The following is a 16,930-nucleotide window of genomic DNA, read 5'->3' on the forward strand; positions in this document are numbered from 1 at the left end:
GGCTCGCCGACGAGCTGGACTTCCCCACCCTGCTGACCGTGCTGTCGTGGGTGCGTCGAGGCGGCGGGGGGGCCGGTGGGGTGGGGGGTGGGGTTCGCGGCAGCGTCCCCGCCGCGGCGTGCGCGGCGGGGACGCTCCCGCGGGGGGACGTCGGTCAGCTCGCCTGACCGGCGTCGACCTCGGCCTGGGTGTAGTAGTCCGTCTCGACGAGCGCCGGGACGATGTTGTCCTTCGTGACGATCTGCGACTCGAGCAGGAAGGACGGGACGACCTTCACGCCGTTGTCGTACGTCTCGGTGTCGTTGGCCTCGGGCTCCTGGCCCTCCAGGATCGACCCGGCCGCGCGCACGGCCTCGTCGGCGAGCAGGCGGGTGTCCTTGAAGATGGTGGAGTACTGCACGCCGTCGTTGATGAGCTTGACGGAGGCGATCTCGGCGTCCTGGCCGGTGATGACCGGGACGGGCTGCCCCGCACCGCCGTAGCCGGCGTTCTGCAGGGCGGTGATGATGCCGCGGGAGATGCCGTCGTAGGGCGAGAGCACCCCGTCGACGCGGCTTCCGTCGTTGTAAGCGCTCGTGAGCAGGTCCTCCATGCGCCGCTGGGCGGTCTCCTGCTGCCAGCGCAGGATGGCGGCCTGGTCGATGGCGGTCTGGCCGGACTTGACCCTGATCGCACCGGAGTCGATGAACGGCTGGATGGTGTCGATGGCGCCGTCCCAGAAGAACTGCGCGTTGTTGTCGTCCAGCGAGCCGGCGAACAGCTCGACGTTGAACGGGCCGGTGGCGGTGCCCGGGCTGCCGTCGGGGTTCAGCAGGCCCAGGCCCTGCAGCAGCGAGGTGCCCTGCTGGACGCCGACGTTGTAGTTGTCGAAGGAGACGTAGAAGTTCACGTCCTCGCTGCCGCGGATGAGGCGGTCGTAGGAGATGACCTCGATGCCGGCGTCGGCGGCGGCGGACAGCTGGCTGGTCAGCGCGGTGCCGTCGATGGCGGCGATGATGAGCAGGTCCACGCCCTGGGTGATCATCTGGTCGATCTGCTGCGACTGCGTGGGGATGTCGTCGTTGGCGAACTGCAGCTCGACCTCGTAGCCGGCCTCCTGCAGGCCCGCCTCGACGTTGGCGCCGTCGGCGATCCAGCGCTCGGAGGTCTGGGTGGGCATCGACACGCCGACGGTGACGTCACCCTCGGCACCGCCACCGGAACCGTTGTCCCCGGAACCGGCGCCCTCACCGCCGCAGGCGGTGAGGGTCAGGGCCAGACCGGCAGCGACGGCTGCCAGCGAGCGACGAGTGATCACGGCGGAACTCCTCTGTACGTCGTGAGCGTCGGAACGGGGTGGTTCTCGACGGGTGCTGTGGGCGCCACCTGCAGGCGCGGCGGACGGCTGCTCGACCGGGCTTCCTCGTCCCGGTCCGGGTGCAGCGGTCGTGCGGACGTCCGTCATTGTTAACGTTAGCAGCGAGGCCGTCAAGCAGCCCCGGCCCTCCTGCGCCACCCGGGTGAGGGGCCGCGGGGACGGGGGTGCGGGCGCCCGCCGGGACCGCCCCCGCAGCCGGGGCGGGGGGCTGCGCGCTGGGTTAACCTGAGCCCTGCGGACCCCCGCACCCCCTCCACCGGCGCGACGCCGGTCCCGCGAACGCCGACGTCCCGGGGCGCGTCCCGGTCCCCTCCCCCACCCCCGTGCCCTCGGCACGGTGACAGGCAGGAAACGCACATGAGCCCTCCCGCTGACCCGGCGCCGCCGCCGCCCGGGGGTGCCCGCACCCCCGTGCTCGCGGACGTCGCCGAGCTGGCCGGGGTGTCCCAGCAGACCGTCTCGCGCGTGGTGCGCGGGTCCGGTTCCGTGGCCCGGCGCACCCGCGAGCGCGTGGAGCAGGCGATCGCCGAGCTGGGCTACCAGCCGAACGCGGCGGCCCGCGCCCTGGTGACGCGCCGCTCGCACCGCATCGGGGTGGTCGCCGCCAGCACGTCGCTGTACGGGCCGGCGCTGACGCTGGTGGGCGTGCAGGAGGCCGCGCGCGCGGCCGGGTACTCGGTGACCGTGGTCGTGGTCAGCGACCTGCTGCCGAGCACGGTGGCCGAGGCGTTCCAGGAGCTGCGCGGGCAGTCGGTGGACGGCGCGATCGCGGTGGTGCCCGAGGACGCCTCGCAGGCGGCGGTGGCCGCGGCGGACACGGCGTTCCCGTGCGTGCTGGCCCCGGGCCTGGACGGCGCGGGCGTGCCGGACGCGTACTGGAGCGAGGTGGCCGCGGCGCGCGGGGCGACCGAGCACCTGCTCTCGCTGGGGCACCGCACGGTGCACCACGTCGGCGGCCCAGTGGACTGGGCGGAGTCGCGGGCGCGCTCGACCGGCTGGCGCACGGCCCTGGTGGAGGCGATGCGGGTGGTGCCGCGGCCGGTGCGCGGGGACTGGACGGCCGCCTCCGGCTACCGCGCCGGGCGCGAGGTCCTCGCGGACGGGGCCACGGCGGTCTTCTGCGGCAACGACCACATGGCCATCGGCGTCGTGCGGGCGATCACCGAGAGCGGGCTGTCGGTGCCCGCCGACGTCAGCGTCGTCGGCTTCGACGACGTGCCCGAAGCCGCGTACCTGAACCCGCCGCTGACGACGGTGCACCAGGACTTCACCGAGATCGGCCGGCGGTGCGTGCGGGTGCTGCTGGGGCGGCTGTCCCAGCGCATCGTGGAGCCGGGTGCGCTGAGCCCGGCGCTGGTGGTGCGCGAGAGCACCGGCCCCGCCCCGGTGCGTCGGCGGGGGCCGCGCGCGGTGGCGGTGGAGCGCTCGGCGCTGCCGGCGCCCACCGCGCCGGTGGTGCCCACCGCCGGCGCACCGTCCTGAGCACCGCGTCCCGAGCACCGCGTCCCGAGCACCGCGTCCCGAGCACCGCGTCCCGAGCACCGCGTCCCGAGCACCGCGTCCCGAGCACCGCGCCTCGAGCGGGCGTCCCAGGCGCGCCGCCGGGCCGCACGCACCGGGGCCCCGGCCGGCTGCTGCCGGACCGGGGCCCCGGGTCGTGCTGGGTGGTGCTGGGTGGTGCAGGCCGGGACCGCGCGGGCGCGGTCCCGGCCGGGCGGTCACTGACCGCCGGTGAGCTTCTCGCGCAGGGCGGCCAGCGCCTCGTCGGAGGCGAGGGTGCCGGCGGCCTCCGGGGCCTCCGAGGTGTAGGAGGACGGGGCCGAGCCGGTGCTGGACGAGGAGGACGAGCCGGCCGCGGGCGAGACGCCCTCGGCCTCGGCGCGCGCCTCGGCCTCGGCCTGCTCGGCGACGGAGCGCTTGTGCGCCTCCCAGCGCTCGTGGGCGAGCGCGTACTGCGTCTCCCACTCCTCGCGCTGGGCCTCGTAGCCCTCGAGCCAGTCGTTGGTCTCCGGGTCGAAGCCCTCGGGGTACTTGTAGTTGCCCTGCTCGTCGTAGTCCGCGGCCATGCCGTACAGCGACGGGTCGAACTCGTCGCCGGCGGCGGCCAGGGACTCGGTGGCCTGCTTGAGCGAGAGCGAGATCCGGCGGCGCTCCAGGTCGATGTCGATGACCTTGACGAAGATGTCCTGGTTGACCTGGACGACCTGCTCGGGCACCTCGACGTGGCGCTCGGCCAGCTCGGAGATGTGCACCAGGCCCTCGATGCCGTCGTCGACGCGCACGAACGCGCCGAACGGGACGAGCTTGGTGACCTTGCCGGGCACGACCTGGCCGATGGCGTGGGTGCGGGCGAACTGCTGCCACGGGTCTTCCTGGGTGGCCTTCAGCGACAGGGACACGCGCTCGCGGTCCATGTCGACGTCGAGCACCTCGACGGTGACCTCCTGGCCGACCTCGACGACCTCGGAGGGGTGGTCGATGTGCTTCCAGGACAGCTCGGAGACGTGCACGAGGCCGTCCACGCCGCCCAGGTCGACGAACGCGCCGAAGTTGACGATGGAGGAGACCACGCCGGAGCGGACCTGGCCCTTCTGCAGGGTCTGCAGGAAGGTCTGGCGCACCTCGGACTGCGTCTGCTCGAGCCAGGCGCGGCGGGACAGGACCACGTTGTTGCGGTTCTTGTCCAGCTCGATGATCTTGGCTTCGATCGTCTTGCCCACGTAGGGCTGCAGGTCGCGCACGCGGCGCATCTCGACCAGCGACGCCGGCAGGAAGCCGCGGAGGCCGATGTCGAGGATGAGACCACCCTTGACGACCTCGATGACGGTGCCCTCGACGACCTCGTCGGCCTCCTTCTTGGCCTCGATCGTGCCCCAGGCGCGCTCGTACTGGGCGCGCTTCTTGGACAGGATCAGGCGACCCTCCTTGTCCTCCTTCTGGAGGACCAGGGCCTCGACCTCGTCGCCGACGCCGACGACCTCGTTGGGGTCGACGTCGTGCTTGATCGAGAGCTCGCGCGAGGGGATGACGCCCTCGGTCTTGTAACCGATGTCGAGCAGGACCTCGTCGCGGTCGACCTTCACGATGGTGCCGGAGACGATGTCACCGTCGTTGAAGTACTTGATGGTCTTGTCGACCGCTGCGAGGAAGTCCTCAGCCGATCCGATGTCGTTGATCGCGATCTGAGGGGTGCCGCTCGCCGGAGCGGTCGTCGTGGTCGTCATGGAGGTAGGGGCTCCGTCAGGGACAGTCGAAGGTTCGCGCCCGGGGGCCCCGGCCGCGGCGGGCCCGCACCCGGCCCGAGTGGGGGCAGCCGGGGGTGGACGCTCGCCGTTCAAGACTACCGGCGGCGCCGCGCGCAGGCAAAGCACCCCCGGCGCCGGCGGCACCGGCCCGCGAGCGCCGGCGGGTGGCCGCGGGGGTGGCGGCGGGGGTGGCGGCGGGGGTGGCGGCGGGGGTGCTGCCACGATGGGCCCGGTGAGCGGTGCGGAGCGTGAGGCGTCGGGCGGTTTCGCGGTGCAGCGGCGCGCGGTGGGGCCGGCGGAGGCGGTGGCGGCGCAGCGGCGCTGGTGGGACGCGGAGGCGGTGGGCTACCGGGCCGAGCACGGGGCGTTCCTGGGGGACGCGCTGGCCGGTTCGGACCTGGTGTGGGGTCCGGAGGGGTTGCGCGAGGAGGTCGCGGGGCTGCTGGGGGACGTGCGCGGGCGGCTGGTGCTGGAGGTGGGGGCGGGGGCGGCGCAGTGCTCGCGGTGGCTGGCCGGGCGCGGGGCGCGGGTGGTGGCCAGCGACCTGTCGGCGGGGATGCTGGCGCAGGCGGTGGCGGCCGACGCGCAGGCGGGGGTGCGCACGCCGCTGGTGCAGTGCGACGCGCGGGTGCTGCCGTTCGGGGCCGGGGTGTTCGACGTGGTGTTCACCTCGTACGGGGCGCTGCCGTTCGTGGCGGACGCGCAGCGGGTGCTGGGCGAGGCGGTGCGGGTGCTGCGGCCGGGGGGGCGGTTCGTGGCGAGCGTGCCGCACCCGGTGCGCTGGGCGCTGCCGGACGTGCCCGGGCCGGAGGGGCTGACGGTGCACCACTCGTACTTCGACCGGCGCCCGTACGTGGAGTCGCAGGAGGACGCGGCGGGGGTGGTGCGGGTGACGTACGCGGAGCACCACCGCACGGTGGGCGACTGGGTGCGGCTGGTGCGGGCGGCGGGGCTGGTGCTGCAGGACCTGGTGGAGCCGGAGTGGGCGGCCGGGGAGGCGGTGTGGGGCGGGTGGAGCCGGCTGCGCGGGGAGCTGGTGCCGGGGACGCTGGTGCTGGTGTGCACGGCGCCGGACGGGGCGCCGGAGGGGGCGCCGGCGACCTGAGCGCGCTCCCGCCCCCGGGTCCGGCACCCGCCGGTCCCCCGCCCACCGGTCCCCCACCCACCGGTCCCCCACCCACCACGAGAGGTCCCAGCGTGCTCCCTCGCGCCACCACCCAGGACGGCACCCACCCGCGGCCGCAGCTGCTGCGCGAGCGCTGGACGGACCTGTCCGGCACGTGGCAGCTCGCCTTCGACGACGAGCGCCGCGGGCTGGCCGACGGCTGGCAGCACCTGGGCGACCTCGGGGAGCGCTCGGTCTTCGACCGCGACGTCGTGGTGCCCTTCCCGCCGGAGTCGCCGGCCTCGGGGGTCGGCGAGAGCGGTCCGCACCCGGTGGTGTGGTACCGGCGCACCCTGCGCCTGGTGGACGTGGACGGCTGGGAGGCGGTGCGCGAGGGTCACCGCGTGCGGCTGCGCTTCGGGGCCGTGGACCACGCGGCGCGGGTGTGGCTGGACGGTGCGCTGCTGGGGGGTCACGAGGGCGGGCAGACGCCCTGGGACGTGGACCTGACCGACGCCCTGGGCGCGGCGCGCCCGGGCGTGGACCCCCTGGCGCGGCACGTGCTGGTGGTGCGCGCCGAGGACGACCCGCGCGACGTGACCCAGCCGCGCGGCAAGCAGGACTGGCAGGACGAGCCGCACGGTATCTGGTACCGGCGCACCACGGGCATCTGGCAGCCGGTGTGGTGCGAGGTCGTGCCGCCGCTGGCCGTGGAGCACCTGACGTGGACGCCCGACGTGCCCGCCGGTGCGGTGCACCTGCAGGTGGAGCTCAGCGCGGCGCCGGTGGAGCCGGTGGCGCTGGAGGTGCGCCTGGAGCTGGACGGGCGGGTGCTGGCCGAGCAGCGCGTGCTGGTGGAGGAGCAGCACACCCGCACCGTGCTGGTGCTGCCGGCGCTGGGCAACGGCCAGGGGCTCGCGCAGCTGCTGTGGTCGCCCGAGCAGCCGCGGCTGGTGGACGCCGCGGTGCGCGTGCTGGCCGGCGGGCGGGTCGTCGACGAGGTCGCCAGCTACCTGGGCCTGCGCAGCGCGGGCGTGGGCGGCGGGGCGTTCCTGCTCAACGGCCAGCCCTGCTTCCTGCGCTCGGTGCTCGAGCAGGGCTACTGGCCCGCCTCCCACCTGGCCGCCCCGGACGCGGCGGCGCTGCGGCGCGAGGTGGAGCTGGTCAAGGAGCTCGGCTTCAACGCCGTGCGGGTGCACCAGAAGGTCGAGGACCCGCGCTTCCTGCACTGGGCGGACCGGCTGGGCCTGCTGGTGTGGGGCGAGACGGCCAACGCCTACGCCTTCACCCCGCGCGCGGTGCAGCGGCTGACGCGCGAGTGGATGGAGGTCGTCCACCGCGACGCCGGCCACCCGTGCGTCGTCACGTGGGTGCCACTGAACGAGAGCTGGGGCGTGCAGCACATCGCCACCAGCAGCGCCCAGCAGCACTACGCCACCGCCCTGGCCGCGCTCACGCGCGCGCTGGACCCCAGCCGCCCGGTCGTCAGCAACGACGGGTGGGAGCACACCGACAGCGACCTGTGGACCGTGCACGACTACGCCGGCACCGGGGCCGAGCTGGCCGGGCGCTACGGCTCGGCGGCGGCCGTGCAGGCGCTGCTGGCCGGCACCGGCCCCGCCGGGCGGCGCGTGCGCCTGCCCGGCGGCGGCGAGCGCGGGCAGCCGGTGGTGCTCTCCGAGTTCGGCGGGGTGCGCTACGCCCCGGGCGCGCCGGCGGGCAGCACCTGGGGGTACTCCAGCGCGAGCGACGCCGAGGACTTCGCCGCGCGCCTGGCGGACCTGTTCGGCGCGGTGCACGCCTCCCCGGTCCTGGCGGGCTTCTGCTACACGCAGCTGACCGACACGCTGCAGGAGGCCAACGGCCTGCTCGACGAGCACCGCCGGCCCAAGCTGCCGGTGGAGCGGATCCGGGCCATCGTCACGGGCGAGCGCCCGCGCTGAGGCCGGGCGGGGGCGCTCCCCCGCCCGGGCTCGTGCCCGGGCTCGTGCCGGGCTAGTGCCCGGCCTCGTGCCAGGAGCGGCCCGCGCCGACGGAGACGTCCAGGGGCACGGCGAGGTCGGCGGCGCCGGCCATGGTGGTGCGCACCAGCTGCTCGAGCTGCTCGCGCTCGCCGGCGGCCACCTCCAGCACGAGCTCGTCGTGCACCTGCAGCAGCAGCCGCGAGCGCAGGGCGGCCTCGCGCAGGCCGCGGTCGAGGTCGAGCATGGCGACCTTGATGATGTCGGCGGCCGAGCCCTGGATGGGGGCGTTCAGGGCCATGCGCTCGGCCATCTCGCGGCGCTGGCGGTTGTCGCTGGTCAGGTCGGGCAGGTAGCGGCGCCGGCCCATGATGGTCTCGGTGTAGCCGACGCGGCGGGCCTCCTCCACCACGCCGTGCAGGTAGTCGCGCACGGCGCCGAAGCGGGCGAAGTAGTCGTCCATGAGGCCACGGGCCTCCTCGGTGGAGATCTTCAGCTGGTTGGACAGGCCGAAGGCGGACAGCCCGTACGCCAGGCCGTAGGACATGGCCTTGATCTTGGCGCGCATGTCGGGTGTGACGTCGGCGGGGGCCACGCCGAAGACGCGGCTGCCGACGTAGCGGTGCAGGTCCTCCCCGGAGGTGAACGCGGCGATGAGGTCGGCGTCGCCGGACAGGTGCGCCATGATGCGCATCTCGATCTGGGAGTAGTCGGCCGTCAGCAGGCTCTCGTAGGAGCCGGCGCCGGCGGTGGCGTCGCGCCCGACGACGAAGGCGGCGCGGATGCGCCGGCCCTCGTCGGTGCGGATGGGGATGTTCTGCAGGTTCGGGTCGGTGGAGCTGAGCCGGCCGGTGGCGGCGGCCATCTGCTGGAACGTGGTGTGCACGCGCGCGTCGTCGGCGACGGACTTGCGCAGCCCCTCCACCGTCTGGCGCAGCCGCGAGGCGTCGCGGTGCTCGAGCAGGTGCTGCAGGAACGGGTGGCCGGTCTTGACGAAGAGGGCGGCCAGGGCGTCGGCGTCGGTGGTGTAGCCGGTCTTGGTGCGCTTGGTCTTGGGCATGCCCAGCTGCTCGAAGAGCACCGTCTGCAGCTGCTTGGGCGAGCCGAGGTTGATCTCGGCGCCGACGACCTCGTGGGCCAGGCGCGCGGCGTCGGCCACCCGCTCGGCGAAGTGGGCCTCCAGCTCGGCGAGCAGCTCGTCGTCGACGGCGATGCCGACGCGCTCGGCGCGGGCGAGCACGTCGACCAGGGGCAGCTCGACGTCGTGCAGCAGGCGGGTGCCGCCGCGCGCGTCCAGCTCGGCGAGCAGGACGGCGGACAGCTCGGCGATGGCCAGGGCGCGCACCATGCCGTCCTGGGCGCGGGCGTGCTCGCCGGCGCCGACGGGGCCCTCGCCGGCGTCCAGGGCCAGCTGCTCGTCGCCGGGCTCCTCCGGCGCCGCGCCGGCCCCGGCGCCCGCGGTGCCCTCGGCGCGCAGCTCGCGCTTGAGGTGGCGCACGGCCAGGTCGGCCAGGTCGTAGCTGCGCTGGTCGGGCCGGCACAGGTAGGCGGCCAGGGCGGTGTCCACGGCCACCCCGGCCAGGTTCCAGCCGCGCGCGGCCAGCGCGTGGCTGGGGCCCTTGACGTCGTGCACGAGCTTGGGCGCGTCGGCGTCGGCCAGCCAGGTGGCCAGGGCGCGCTCGTCGCCGGGGGTCAGGGTGGCCGGGTCCACCCAGGCGGCCACGCCGTCGGCGCCGGCCAGCGCCAGGCCGGTGACGTCGCCGGTGCCGCGGGCCCACTGCCCGGCCACGTGCAGGCCGGTGCGGCCGCGGGCGTGCTCGGCCAGCCAGGGTGCCAGCTCGTCGTCGAGCAGGACGGCGCCGTCGACGCCGAAGCCGGCCTCGGCCTCGGGTTCGGCGGATTCCAGGGTGGCGAAGAGGCGCTCGCGCAGGACGCGGAACTCCAGGCCGTCGAAGACGGTGTGGACCTGCTCGCGGTCCCAGGCGCGGCGCACGAGGTCGTCCGGGGTCACCGGCAGGGGCAGGTCGCGCACCAGGGCGTTGAGGCGGCGGTTGCGGATGACGCCGTCGAGGTGGGCACGCAGGCTCTCGCCGGCCTTGCCGCCGATGCGGTCGGCGTCGGCGATGACGCCGTCGAGGCCGTCGTGGGTGGTGATCCACTTCGCGGCGGTCTTCGGGCCCACGCCGGGCACGCCGGGCAGGTTGTCGGAGGTCTCCCCCACCAGCGCGGCCAGGTCCGGGTAGCGCTCGGGCGGCACGCCGTAGCGCTCCTGGACGACCTCGGGGGTCATGCGCACCAGGTCCGAGACGCCCTTGCGCGGGTAGAGCACCGTGACCACGTCGCGCACCAGCTGCAGGGCGTCGCGGTCGCCGGTGGAGACGAGGACCTCGTAGCCGGCGGCGACGGCCCGCTCGGTCAGGGTGGCGATGACGTCGTCGGCCTCGTAGCCCTCGAACTCCACCACCGGCACGCGCAGGGCGGCCAGGACCTCCTTGATGAGCTCGACCTGCCCGCCGAACTCCTGCGGGCTCTTCAGGCGGGTGGCCTTGTACTCCGCGTAGGCCTCGGTGCGGAAGGTGGTGCGCGAGACGTCGAAGGTGACGGCCAGGTGGGTGGGCTCCTCGTCGCGCAGGACGTTGATGAGCATGGAGGTGAACCCGTACACCGCGTTGGTGGGCTGGCCGGTGCTGGTGGCGAAGTTGTCCACCGGCAGGGCGTAGAAGGCGCGGTAGGCCAGGGAGTGCCCGTCGACGAGCAGCAGGCGCGGGCGCGTGCGGGCGGGGGCGCGCCGCTGCGCGGCGGGGGTGCGGCGGGCCGTCGACGCGGTCGGTGGGGTCACGCCGCCAGGGTAGTCAGCACCCCCGACGCCCCCCGCGCCAGCACGCGCCCCCGCCGCCGGCAGGCGCGCACCGGGCGCCGGCAGGCGCGCACCGGGCGCCGGCAGGCGCGCACCGGGCGCCGGCAGGCGCGCACCGGGCGCCGGTGGCGCTGCGGGCGCGTCAGGGCACCGGGGCGGTGGACGTCGCCGGCGGCGGCACCGGCGCGGCGCCGAGGGCGGCGCTGCGGGCCAGGCGCGCGCGCAGCGAGCGGCGCCGGGCGACCACGTCGGAGCGCTGGTGCTCGCCGGCGGGGGCGTCCACGGCCAGGCGCCGGCGCAGCACCGTCAGCGGCGCGGCGCGGCGCACCACCACGGGCGCGAAGCCGAGGCGGGCCAGGTAGCGGGTGTAGTCGCGGTCGCCCGGCAGCGCGGTGCACGCCAGCTGCTCGGCGCCCTCGGCCTCGGCCAGCTGCAGCGCCCGGCGCAGCAGCGCGCGCCCCACGCCGCGGCGGCGGTGCTCGGGCACCACGTGCAGGTGCTCCAGGCTGGGCCCGGAGGTGCCGCCCAGCGGCAGCAGCGGCGTGGCGGTCAGCAGCGCGTAGCCCACCGGGCGCCCGCCCACCGAGGCCAGCAGCACCCGCACCGAGCCGTCGGCCAGGGCGCGCACCAGGCGCGCGCGCACGCTCTCGACGGGGGCGCGCAGCGGGCCGGAGTCGAAGCGCGCCGAGGCGTACAGCTGCATGAGGGCGTCCACGTCGCTCAGCGCGGCATCGCGCACCACGACGACAGGTCTGGGCACGGCGTCCTCCTCGAACGAACCGGCGCCCCCGCACGCGGTGGCCGCGCTCGCGGCTGAGGGGACCATAGGGCCTGCGAGCGCGCAGCGGAAGATCCCCGGCGGCCCCGGCGCCCCCCGGCGGGGGGCGGCGCCACCCTCCGTGCCGGGCGCGCCACCGCCCGCCACCGGGCGTGACCGGCGGGGCGGTCGGCGGGCGGTGACGGGCGGTCGGCGGGCGGTGGCGGGCGGTGGCGGGCGGTGCCCGAGGCGGCGCCGCGGGCGGGGCGGCGGCGCGGGTGCTAGACGTCGCCGCCGAGGTAGGCGGCGCGGATGGAGTCGTCGGCGGCCAGCTCCGCGCCGGTGCCGCTGCGCACCACCGAGCCCGTCTCGAGCACGTAGGCCACGTCCGCGGTGCGCAGGGCCTGCGCGGCGTTCTGCTCCACCAGCAGCACCGTGGTGCCCTGCCGGTTGATCTCCACGACGATCGAGAAGATCTGCTGGATGAGCTTGGGCGCCAGGCCCATGCTCGGCTCGTCCAGCAGCAGCACCCGCGGCCGGCTCATCAGGGCCCGGCCAATGGCGAGCATCTGCTGCTCGCCGCCGGACATGGTGCCCGCGGCCTGCCCGCGCCGCTCGGCCAGGCGCGGGAAGAGCGTGAAGACGCGGTCCAGGTCCGCCCGGTACGCGGCGCTGCGCCGGTCCGAGCGGGTGTAGGCGCCCATGTCGAGGTTCTCCTCCACCGTCATGCCGGGGAAGGTGCCGCGCCCCTCGGGGGCCTGGCACAGCCCGCGCTTGACGAGCTGGTGCGAGGGCACCCGGGTGATGTCCTCGCCCTCGAAGACGATGCGCCCGGCGCGCACCGTGCGCAGCCCTGAGACCGTCTTCAAGGTCGTCGTCTTGCCCGCGCCGTTGGCGCCGATGAGGGTGGCGATGCCGCCGGCGGGCACCGCGAAGGAGACGTCGCGGATGGCCTCGATGCGCCCGTAGTTCACGCTCAGGCCCTCCACGACGAGCTGGTCCTCGCCCAGCGCGCGCTCGCTCACGGCCTGTCCTCCTCGCTGAGCTGGTCGTCGTCGACGCCGAGGTAGGCGGCGATGACGGCGGGGTCCTCGCGGATCTGCTCGGGGCTGCCCTCGGCGATCTTCTTGCCGAACTCCAGCACCACGATGCGGTCGGTCACCCCCATGACCAGGCGCATGTCGTGCTCGATGAGCAGCACGGTGTTGCCCATGTCGCGCACCCGGCGGATCAGCTCCATCAGGCGCTGCTTCTCCACCGGGTTGAACCCGGCGGCCGGCTCGTCCAGGCACAGCAGCTTCGGGCGCGTGGCCAGCGCCCGGGCGATCTCCAGGCGGCGCTGCTCGCCGTAGGAGAGGTTGCGCGCCAGGTCGTCGCCGCGGTGGCCCAGGTCCATCATCTCCAGCAGCTCGTCGGCGCGCCGGTTGCCCTCGGCGGTCTCGCGCCGGTGCAGCGGCAGGCGCAGCAGGGAGTTCAGCACGCCGGCGCGGTGGTGCGCGTCGGCGCCGACCAGGACGTTCTCGCGCGCGGTCATGTTCTGGAACAGGCGGATGTTCTGGAACGTGCGCGCGATGCCCAGGCGGTTGATCTGGTAGCGCTTGCGCCGCCCCAGCGCCTCGCCGTCGAAGACGACCTGCCCGCTGGTGGGCTGGTACACCCCCGTCAGGGCGTTGAAGCAGCTGGTCTTGCCGGCGCCGTTGGGCCCGATCAGGCCCAGGATCTCGCCCCTGCGGATCTCGAAGGAGACGTCGTCGACGGCGACCACGCCGCCGAAGCGCAGCGTGACGCCCTCCATGCGCAGCAGCGCCGCACCGGTGCCCGGTGCCGGCGCCGCGGTGTCCTTCGCCGGGTCAGCCACGGGCCCCCTCCTCCGTCCCCTCGAGCTCGGCCAGCCGGCGCCCGGCGCGCTGGGCCCGGCGGGCCCGGCGCGGCGGCAGCAGGCCCTGCGGCCGGAAGTTGGCCAGCAGCAGCAGCAGCAGGCCGAAGACGACGACGCGGAACTCCGCGAAGTCGCGGAAGCGCTCGGGCAGGTAGGCCACCACCGCGGCGCCGACCAGCACGCCCCAGCGGTTGCCCTGCCCGCCGACGACCACGGCGGCCAGGAACAGCATCGACAGCTGCACCGTGAACGTCTCGGGGTTGATCGCGCCCTGGCGGGCGGCGAACAGCGCCCCGGACAGCCCGCCGATGAAGGCGCCCATCGCGAAGGCCAGCAGCTTGTAGCGGAAGGTGGGCACGCCGTTGAGCTCGGCGGCCTCCTCGTCCTCGCGGGTGGCCTCCCAGGCGCGCCCGACCCGGCTGTCCTGCAGCAGGACGTCGCCGACGAGGATCAGGATGATCACCGTCAGGGCCAGCCAGTAGTACGGCACCCCGTCGAGCAGGCCGAACTGCAGGAACGCGGAGGTGGTGCCCAGGTCGATCGTGGCGGTCAGCCCGTCCCACACCAGGCGCGGGACCTCGAAGAGCGGCTCGCCGCCGACGGCGATGTCCGGCGGGCGCGGGATGTCCTGGATGCCGCGGGACTGGTTCAGCCACTCGGAGTTCAGCGCCACCAGGCGGATGATCTCGCCGAAGCCCAGGGTGACGATGGCCAGGTAGTCCCCGCGCACCCGCAGCGTGGGCGCGCCCAGCAGCAGGCCCGAGGCGGTGGAGATGCACACCGCCAGCACGATGAGCAGCCAGAACGGCAGCTGACCGTGCAGGGAGCCGAAGACGCCCACGGTGTAGGCGCCGATGGCGTAGAAGCCGACGTAGCCCAGGTCCAGCAGGCCGGCGTAGCCCAGCACGATGTTCAGGCCCAGCGCGACCAGCGCGTAGGAGGCCACCGTGAACATCACCGAGCCGAAGTCGGACTCGGAGGTGGCCAGCAGCGGCGGGTTCAGCAGCGGCAGCGCGTAGAACAGCAGCGCCACCAGCAGCCACACCAGCACCTTCACCGGGCGCGGCAGGTGCGCCCAGCGCTCGCCGGGCGAGCGGCGCGCGCGGGCGCCGCCGGGGGTGCCGGGCGTCGTCGACGTGGCAGCGGTGCTCATGCGCGGGCCTTCCCCAGGGACTCACCGAGCAGGCCGGTGGGACGGAACAGCAGGACCACCACCAGCAGCAGGAAGGAGACGACGTCCTTCCACTGCGAGCCGAACAGCTGCGAGCCGTAGTTCTCCGCCAGGCCCAGGACCAGCCCGCCCAGCAGGGCGCCGCGGATGTTGCCGATGCCGCCCAGGACCGCGGCGGTGAACGCCTTGATGCCCAGGATGAAGCCGACGTTGTAGCGGGTGACGCCGATGTGCATCAGGTACAGCAGCGCCGCCGCGCCGGCCATGATGCCGCCGAGCAGGAACGTCAGCTGGATGACGCGCTTCTGGTCCACGCCCATCAGGGCCGCGGCCTCGGCGTCCTGCGAGACCGCGCGCACGCCGCGGCCCAGCCGCGAGCGGCGCACGAACTGGTCCAGCGCCACCATCATCGCCAGCGCGGCGACCAGCACGATCAGCTGGGTGCTGCGCACCTGGAAGCCGGCGACCTCCACCAGCGTGGTGTTGGGCAGCGGGTTGGTGAACTGGGTGTTCTCGCGCGCCGAGCGCACGTAGTCGCCCAGCACCCCGTCCAGGTTCAGCCAGCGGGCGATCTCGTCGCGCAGGCCCATGATCTCCGAGAGCATGAACGAGGCGCCGATCGCGGAGATGAGCGCCACCAGCGGCGGGGACTTCTTCTCGCGCAGGCGCCGGTAGGCCACGCGCTCGACGAGCAGCGCGATCGCGCCGCTGACGAGCATGGCGGCCAGCAGCGCGGCCAGCAGGTAGCCCACGGCCGCCGGCACGCCCGCCCCCGCGCGCGCCCCCAGGAAGGTCGTCATCCAGACGGCCGCGAAGGACCCCCACATGAAGACCTCGGAGTGGGCGAAGTTGATCAGGCGCAGGACGCCGTAGACGAGGGTGTAGCCGAGGGCGAAGAGGCCGTAGATGGCGCCCACGACCAGACCCGTGAAGGTCAGGTTCAGGAAAGTGCTCAGGAGGACCACCCGTTCGGGTCGAGCGGGGACGAGGGGCTGCGGGCGGGCCCGGTCGCGGCGCGGCCCCACCCGCGCGGCGGCGGGGCCGCTGCCGGGTGGGGCCGGGTGGGGCCGCTGACGGGCCGGGACCTCAGGAGGTGGGGATCTCCTGGTCGGCGACGATCTGGCCGCCCTCGACCTTGTACGCCCACACGCTGATCTCGCTGGGCTCGCCGGAGTCGTCGAACGTCAGCTGCTTGGTCACGCCGGCCTCGTCGTAGCCGCCGACGAACTCCAGCAGGTCCTCGCGGGTGGTGGCGCCGTCGGCGATGCCGTCGAGCAGGATGTTCGCCGCGTCGAAGCCCTCGGCGGAGTACGTGGCCGGGGCGGTGCCGAACTCGGCGGTGTAGTCCTCCACGAACGTGCCCTCGGCCTGGTCCGGCGGCAGGCACGGGCAGGTGATCAGGGTGCCCTCGGCGGCCTGCTCGCCGGCGGCGGTGATCAGGCCCTCGTCCTTGGCGCCGTCGTCGGTGACGAAGGCGACCTGCTCGTTGGTCAGCCCCGCCTCGCGCATCTGCTTCAGCAGCAGCCCGGCCTCGGAGTAGTACCCGCCGTAGAAGACCGCGTCGGCGCCGGAGGCGCGGATGTCGGCCACGACCGCGGAGAAGTCCGTCTGCCCGGTCTGCACGGTGTTGTCCTTGACCTTGGCCGCGCCGAGGTCGGCGCGCACCAGGTCCGCCAGGCCCTTGCCGTACTCGCTGGCGTCGTCGATGACGTACACCCTCTGCTTGCCCAGGGTGCCCGTGATGTACGAGGCGGCCGCCGGGCCCTGCGTGGCGTCGTTGCCCAGCACCCGGAAGAACGTGTCCCAGCCCTGCTCGGACAGCGAGGGGTTCGTCGCCGAGGGGGTGATGCCCACCAGGCCGGCCTCAGCGAAGATGGGGTTGGCCACGCGCGACTCGCCGGAGAACGCCGGGCCCACGATGCCCAGGACGTTGGTGTCGCGCACCGCCTGGGTGGCCAGGCCGGTGGCCTGGTCCGGCAGGCCCTGCGAGTCGTAGTTCTCGATGGTGACCTGGCAGGCGCCCTCCTGGGCGTTGTGCTGGTTCACCGCCAGCTCCACGCCGTTGCGGATGTTCACGCCGAGGTTGGCGTTGGCGCCGGTCAGGGCGCCGAAGAAGCCGATGCTCACGCCGTCGGGGCAGCTGCCGCCCGAGCCGGTGCCGGAGGAGGCCTCCTCGGAGCTGGCCCCGGTGGTGCCGCCGCAGGCGGCGAGGAGCAGGGCGGCGGCGGCGAGGGGGGTCGCGAGCTTGAGGGTGGAGCGCACGGGCGGGTCCTCCTGGAGGCGGGTGCGCGGGGACGGCGCGACCCCGCGGGCGGCACCGGGGGGCGGTGCAGCCGGGTGAAGAGTAGGCGAGGGCGCGGTGCACGCGGGGTGGACGGGGCCGATTTCACCGGTCCGTTACACAAAAGGAATGCCGCGGCGCCCCCCGGCTGAGCAGAACGCCCCCCGCGACGGCAGGACCCCGGCACGCGGGGCGTGCCGGGGTCCACGGCGGTTCGGCGCGGGCGCGGGGGGGGGGGGGGGGGGGGCGCGCGGCTGGGGGGGGGGGGCGGCGGGGGGGGGTGGTGGGTGTATAGCGCGAACACAAAGCCTATTGCA

The 16,930-nt window shown here is 74.7% G+C and carries 12 protein-coding genes; 3 read left to right on the top strand and 9 right to left on the bottom strand.

The window, feature by feature from the left end; all coding sequences use genetic code 11:
- Window positions 1–154 precede the first annotated feature (154 nt).
- Window positions 155–1,294 (bottom strand): multiple monosaccharide ABC transporter substrate-binding protein, encoded by a 1,140-nt coding sequence (chvE, locus tag ACRYMN_RS19095; protein WP_432498603.1) that lies wholly within the window; start codon window positions 1,292–1,294, stop codon window positions 155–157.
- 420 nt (window positions 1,295–1,714) lie between these two features.
- On the opposite strand from chvE, the gene ACRYMN_RS19100 reads away from it, so the two are divergent.
- Entirely contained in the window at window positions 1,715–2,839 is a 1,125-nt protein-coding gene (locus ACRYMN_RS19100; RefSeq protein WP_432498572.1) for a LacI family DNA-binding transcriptional regulator, read from the top strand.
- Window positions 2,840–3,075: 236 nt separating this feature from the next.
- On the opposite strand, the gene rpsA is transcribed toward ACRYMN_RS19100, so the two are convergent.
- Window positions 3,076–4,581 carry a 30S ribosomal protein S1 gene (rpsA, locus tag ACRYMN_RS19105; RefSeq protein WP_432498575.1) on the bottom strand — a complete coding sequence of 502 codons (1,506 nt, stop codon included), beginning with the start codon at window positions 4,579–4,581 and terminating at the stop codon, window positions 3,076–3,078.
- 244 nt (window positions 4,582–4,825) lie between these two features.
- Here rpsA and ACRYMN_RS19110 point away from each other — a divergent pair, with 244 nt between their 5' ends.
- On the top strand, window positions 4,826–5,707 hold the full coding sequence (locus ACRYMN_RS19110) for a class I SAM-dependent methyltransferase (RefSeq protein ID WP_432498578.1): 882 nt from the start codon (window positions 4,826–4,828) through the stop codon (window positions 5,705–5,707).
- 92 nt (window positions 5,708–5,799) lie between these two features.
- The gene (locus ACRYMN_RS19115; protein WP_432498581.1) at window positions 5,800–7,650 is read left to right on the top strand and encodes a glycoside hydrolase family 2 protein; all 1,851 of its coding nucleotides are present in this window, start codon (window positions 5,800–5,802) and stop codon (window positions 7,648–7,650) included.
- 52 nt (window positions 7,651–7,702) lie between these two features.
- Here ACRYMN_RS19115 and polA read toward each other — a convergent pair whose 3' ends face one another.
- From polA to ACRYMN_RS19150, 7 genes are all read right to left on the bottom strand, one after another.
- A complete protein-coding gene (polA, locus tag ACRYMN_RS19120; protein WP_432498583.1) occupies window positions 7,703–10,507 on the bottom strand; it encodes a DNA polymerase I in 2,805 nt (934 codons plus the stop codon).
- A 160-nt stretch (window positions 10,508–10,667) separates the two neighbouring features.
- The gene (locus ACRYMN_RS19125) at window positions 10,668–11,285 is read right to left on the bottom strand and encodes a GNAT family N-acetyltransferase (RefSeq protein WP_432498586.1); all 618 of its coding nucleotides are present in this window, start codon (window positions 11,283–11,285) and stop codon (window positions 10,668–10,670) included.
- A gap of 278 nt (window positions 11,286–11,563) precedes the next feature.
- The gene (locus tag ACRYMN_RS19130) at window positions 11,564–12,307 is read right to left on the bottom strand and encodes an ABC transporter ATP-binding protein (protein ID WP_432498589.1); all 744 of its coding nucleotides are present in this window, start codon (window positions 12,305–12,307) and stop codon (window positions 11,564–11,566) included.
- The gene (locus ACRYMN_RS19135; RefSeq protein WP_432498592.1) at window positions 12,304–13,140 is read right to left on the bottom strand and encodes an ABC transporter ATP-binding protein; all 837 of its coding nucleotides are present in this window, start codon (window positions 13,138–13,140) and stop codon (window positions 12,304–12,306) included. The genes ACRYMN_RS19130 and ACRYMN_RS19135 overlap by 4 nt, the downstream gene beginning before the upstream one ends.
- Window positions 13,133–14,314, bottom strand: coding sequence for a branched-chain amino acid ABC transporter permease (locus ACRYMN_RS19140; RefSeq protein ID WP_432498595.1), 1,182 nt, complete (start codon window positions 14,312–14,314; stop codon window positions 13,133–13,135). Before ACRYMN_RS19140 ends, ACRYMN_RS19135 begins: the two co-directional genes overlap by 8 nt.
- Window positions 14,311–15,297, bottom strand: a complete 987-nt coding sequence (locus ACRYMN_RS19145; protein WP_432498598.1) for a branched-chain amino acid ABC transporter permease — start codon at window positions 15,295–15,297, stop codon at window positions 14,311–14,313. The genes ACRYMN_RS19140 and ACRYMN_RS19145 overlap by 4 nt, the downstream gene beginning before the upstream one ends.
- Before the next feature lie 121 nt (window positions 15,298–15,418).
- Window positions 15,419–16,594 (bottom strand): branched-chain amino acid ABC transporter substrate-binding protein, encoded by a 1,176-nt coding sequence (locus tag ACRYMN_RS19150; protein ID WP_432498601.1) that lies wholly within the window; start codon window positions 16,592–16,594, stop codon window positions 15,419–15,421.
- Window positions 16,595–16,930: the final 336 nt, after the last annotated feature.

The organism is Kineococcus gypseus (assembly GCF_050871305.1).
Taxonomy (GTDB): Bacteria; Actinomycetota; Actinomycetes; order Actinomycetales; family Kineococcaceae; genus Kineococcus; species Kineococcus gypseus.

Bases quoted from the DNA above. Each gene is read 5' to 3' on its own strand.
- ACRYMN_RS19100 (WP_432498572.1), top strand. From the start codon at position 1,715: ATGAGCCCTCCCGCTGACCCGGCGCCGCCGCCGCCCGGGGGTGCCCGC.
- rpsA (WP_432498575.1), bottom strand. From the start codon at position 4,581: ATGACGACCACGACGACCGCTCCGGCGAGCGGCACCCCTCAGATCGCG.
- ACRYMN_RS19110 (WP_432498578.1), top strand. From the start codon at position 4,826: ATGGGCCCGGTGAGCGGTGCGGAGCGTGAGGCGTCGGGCGGTTTCGCG.
- ACRYMN_RS19140 (WP_432498595.1), bottom strand. From the start codon at position 14,314: ATGAGCACCGCTGCCACGTCGACGACGCCCGGCACCCCCGGCGGCGCC.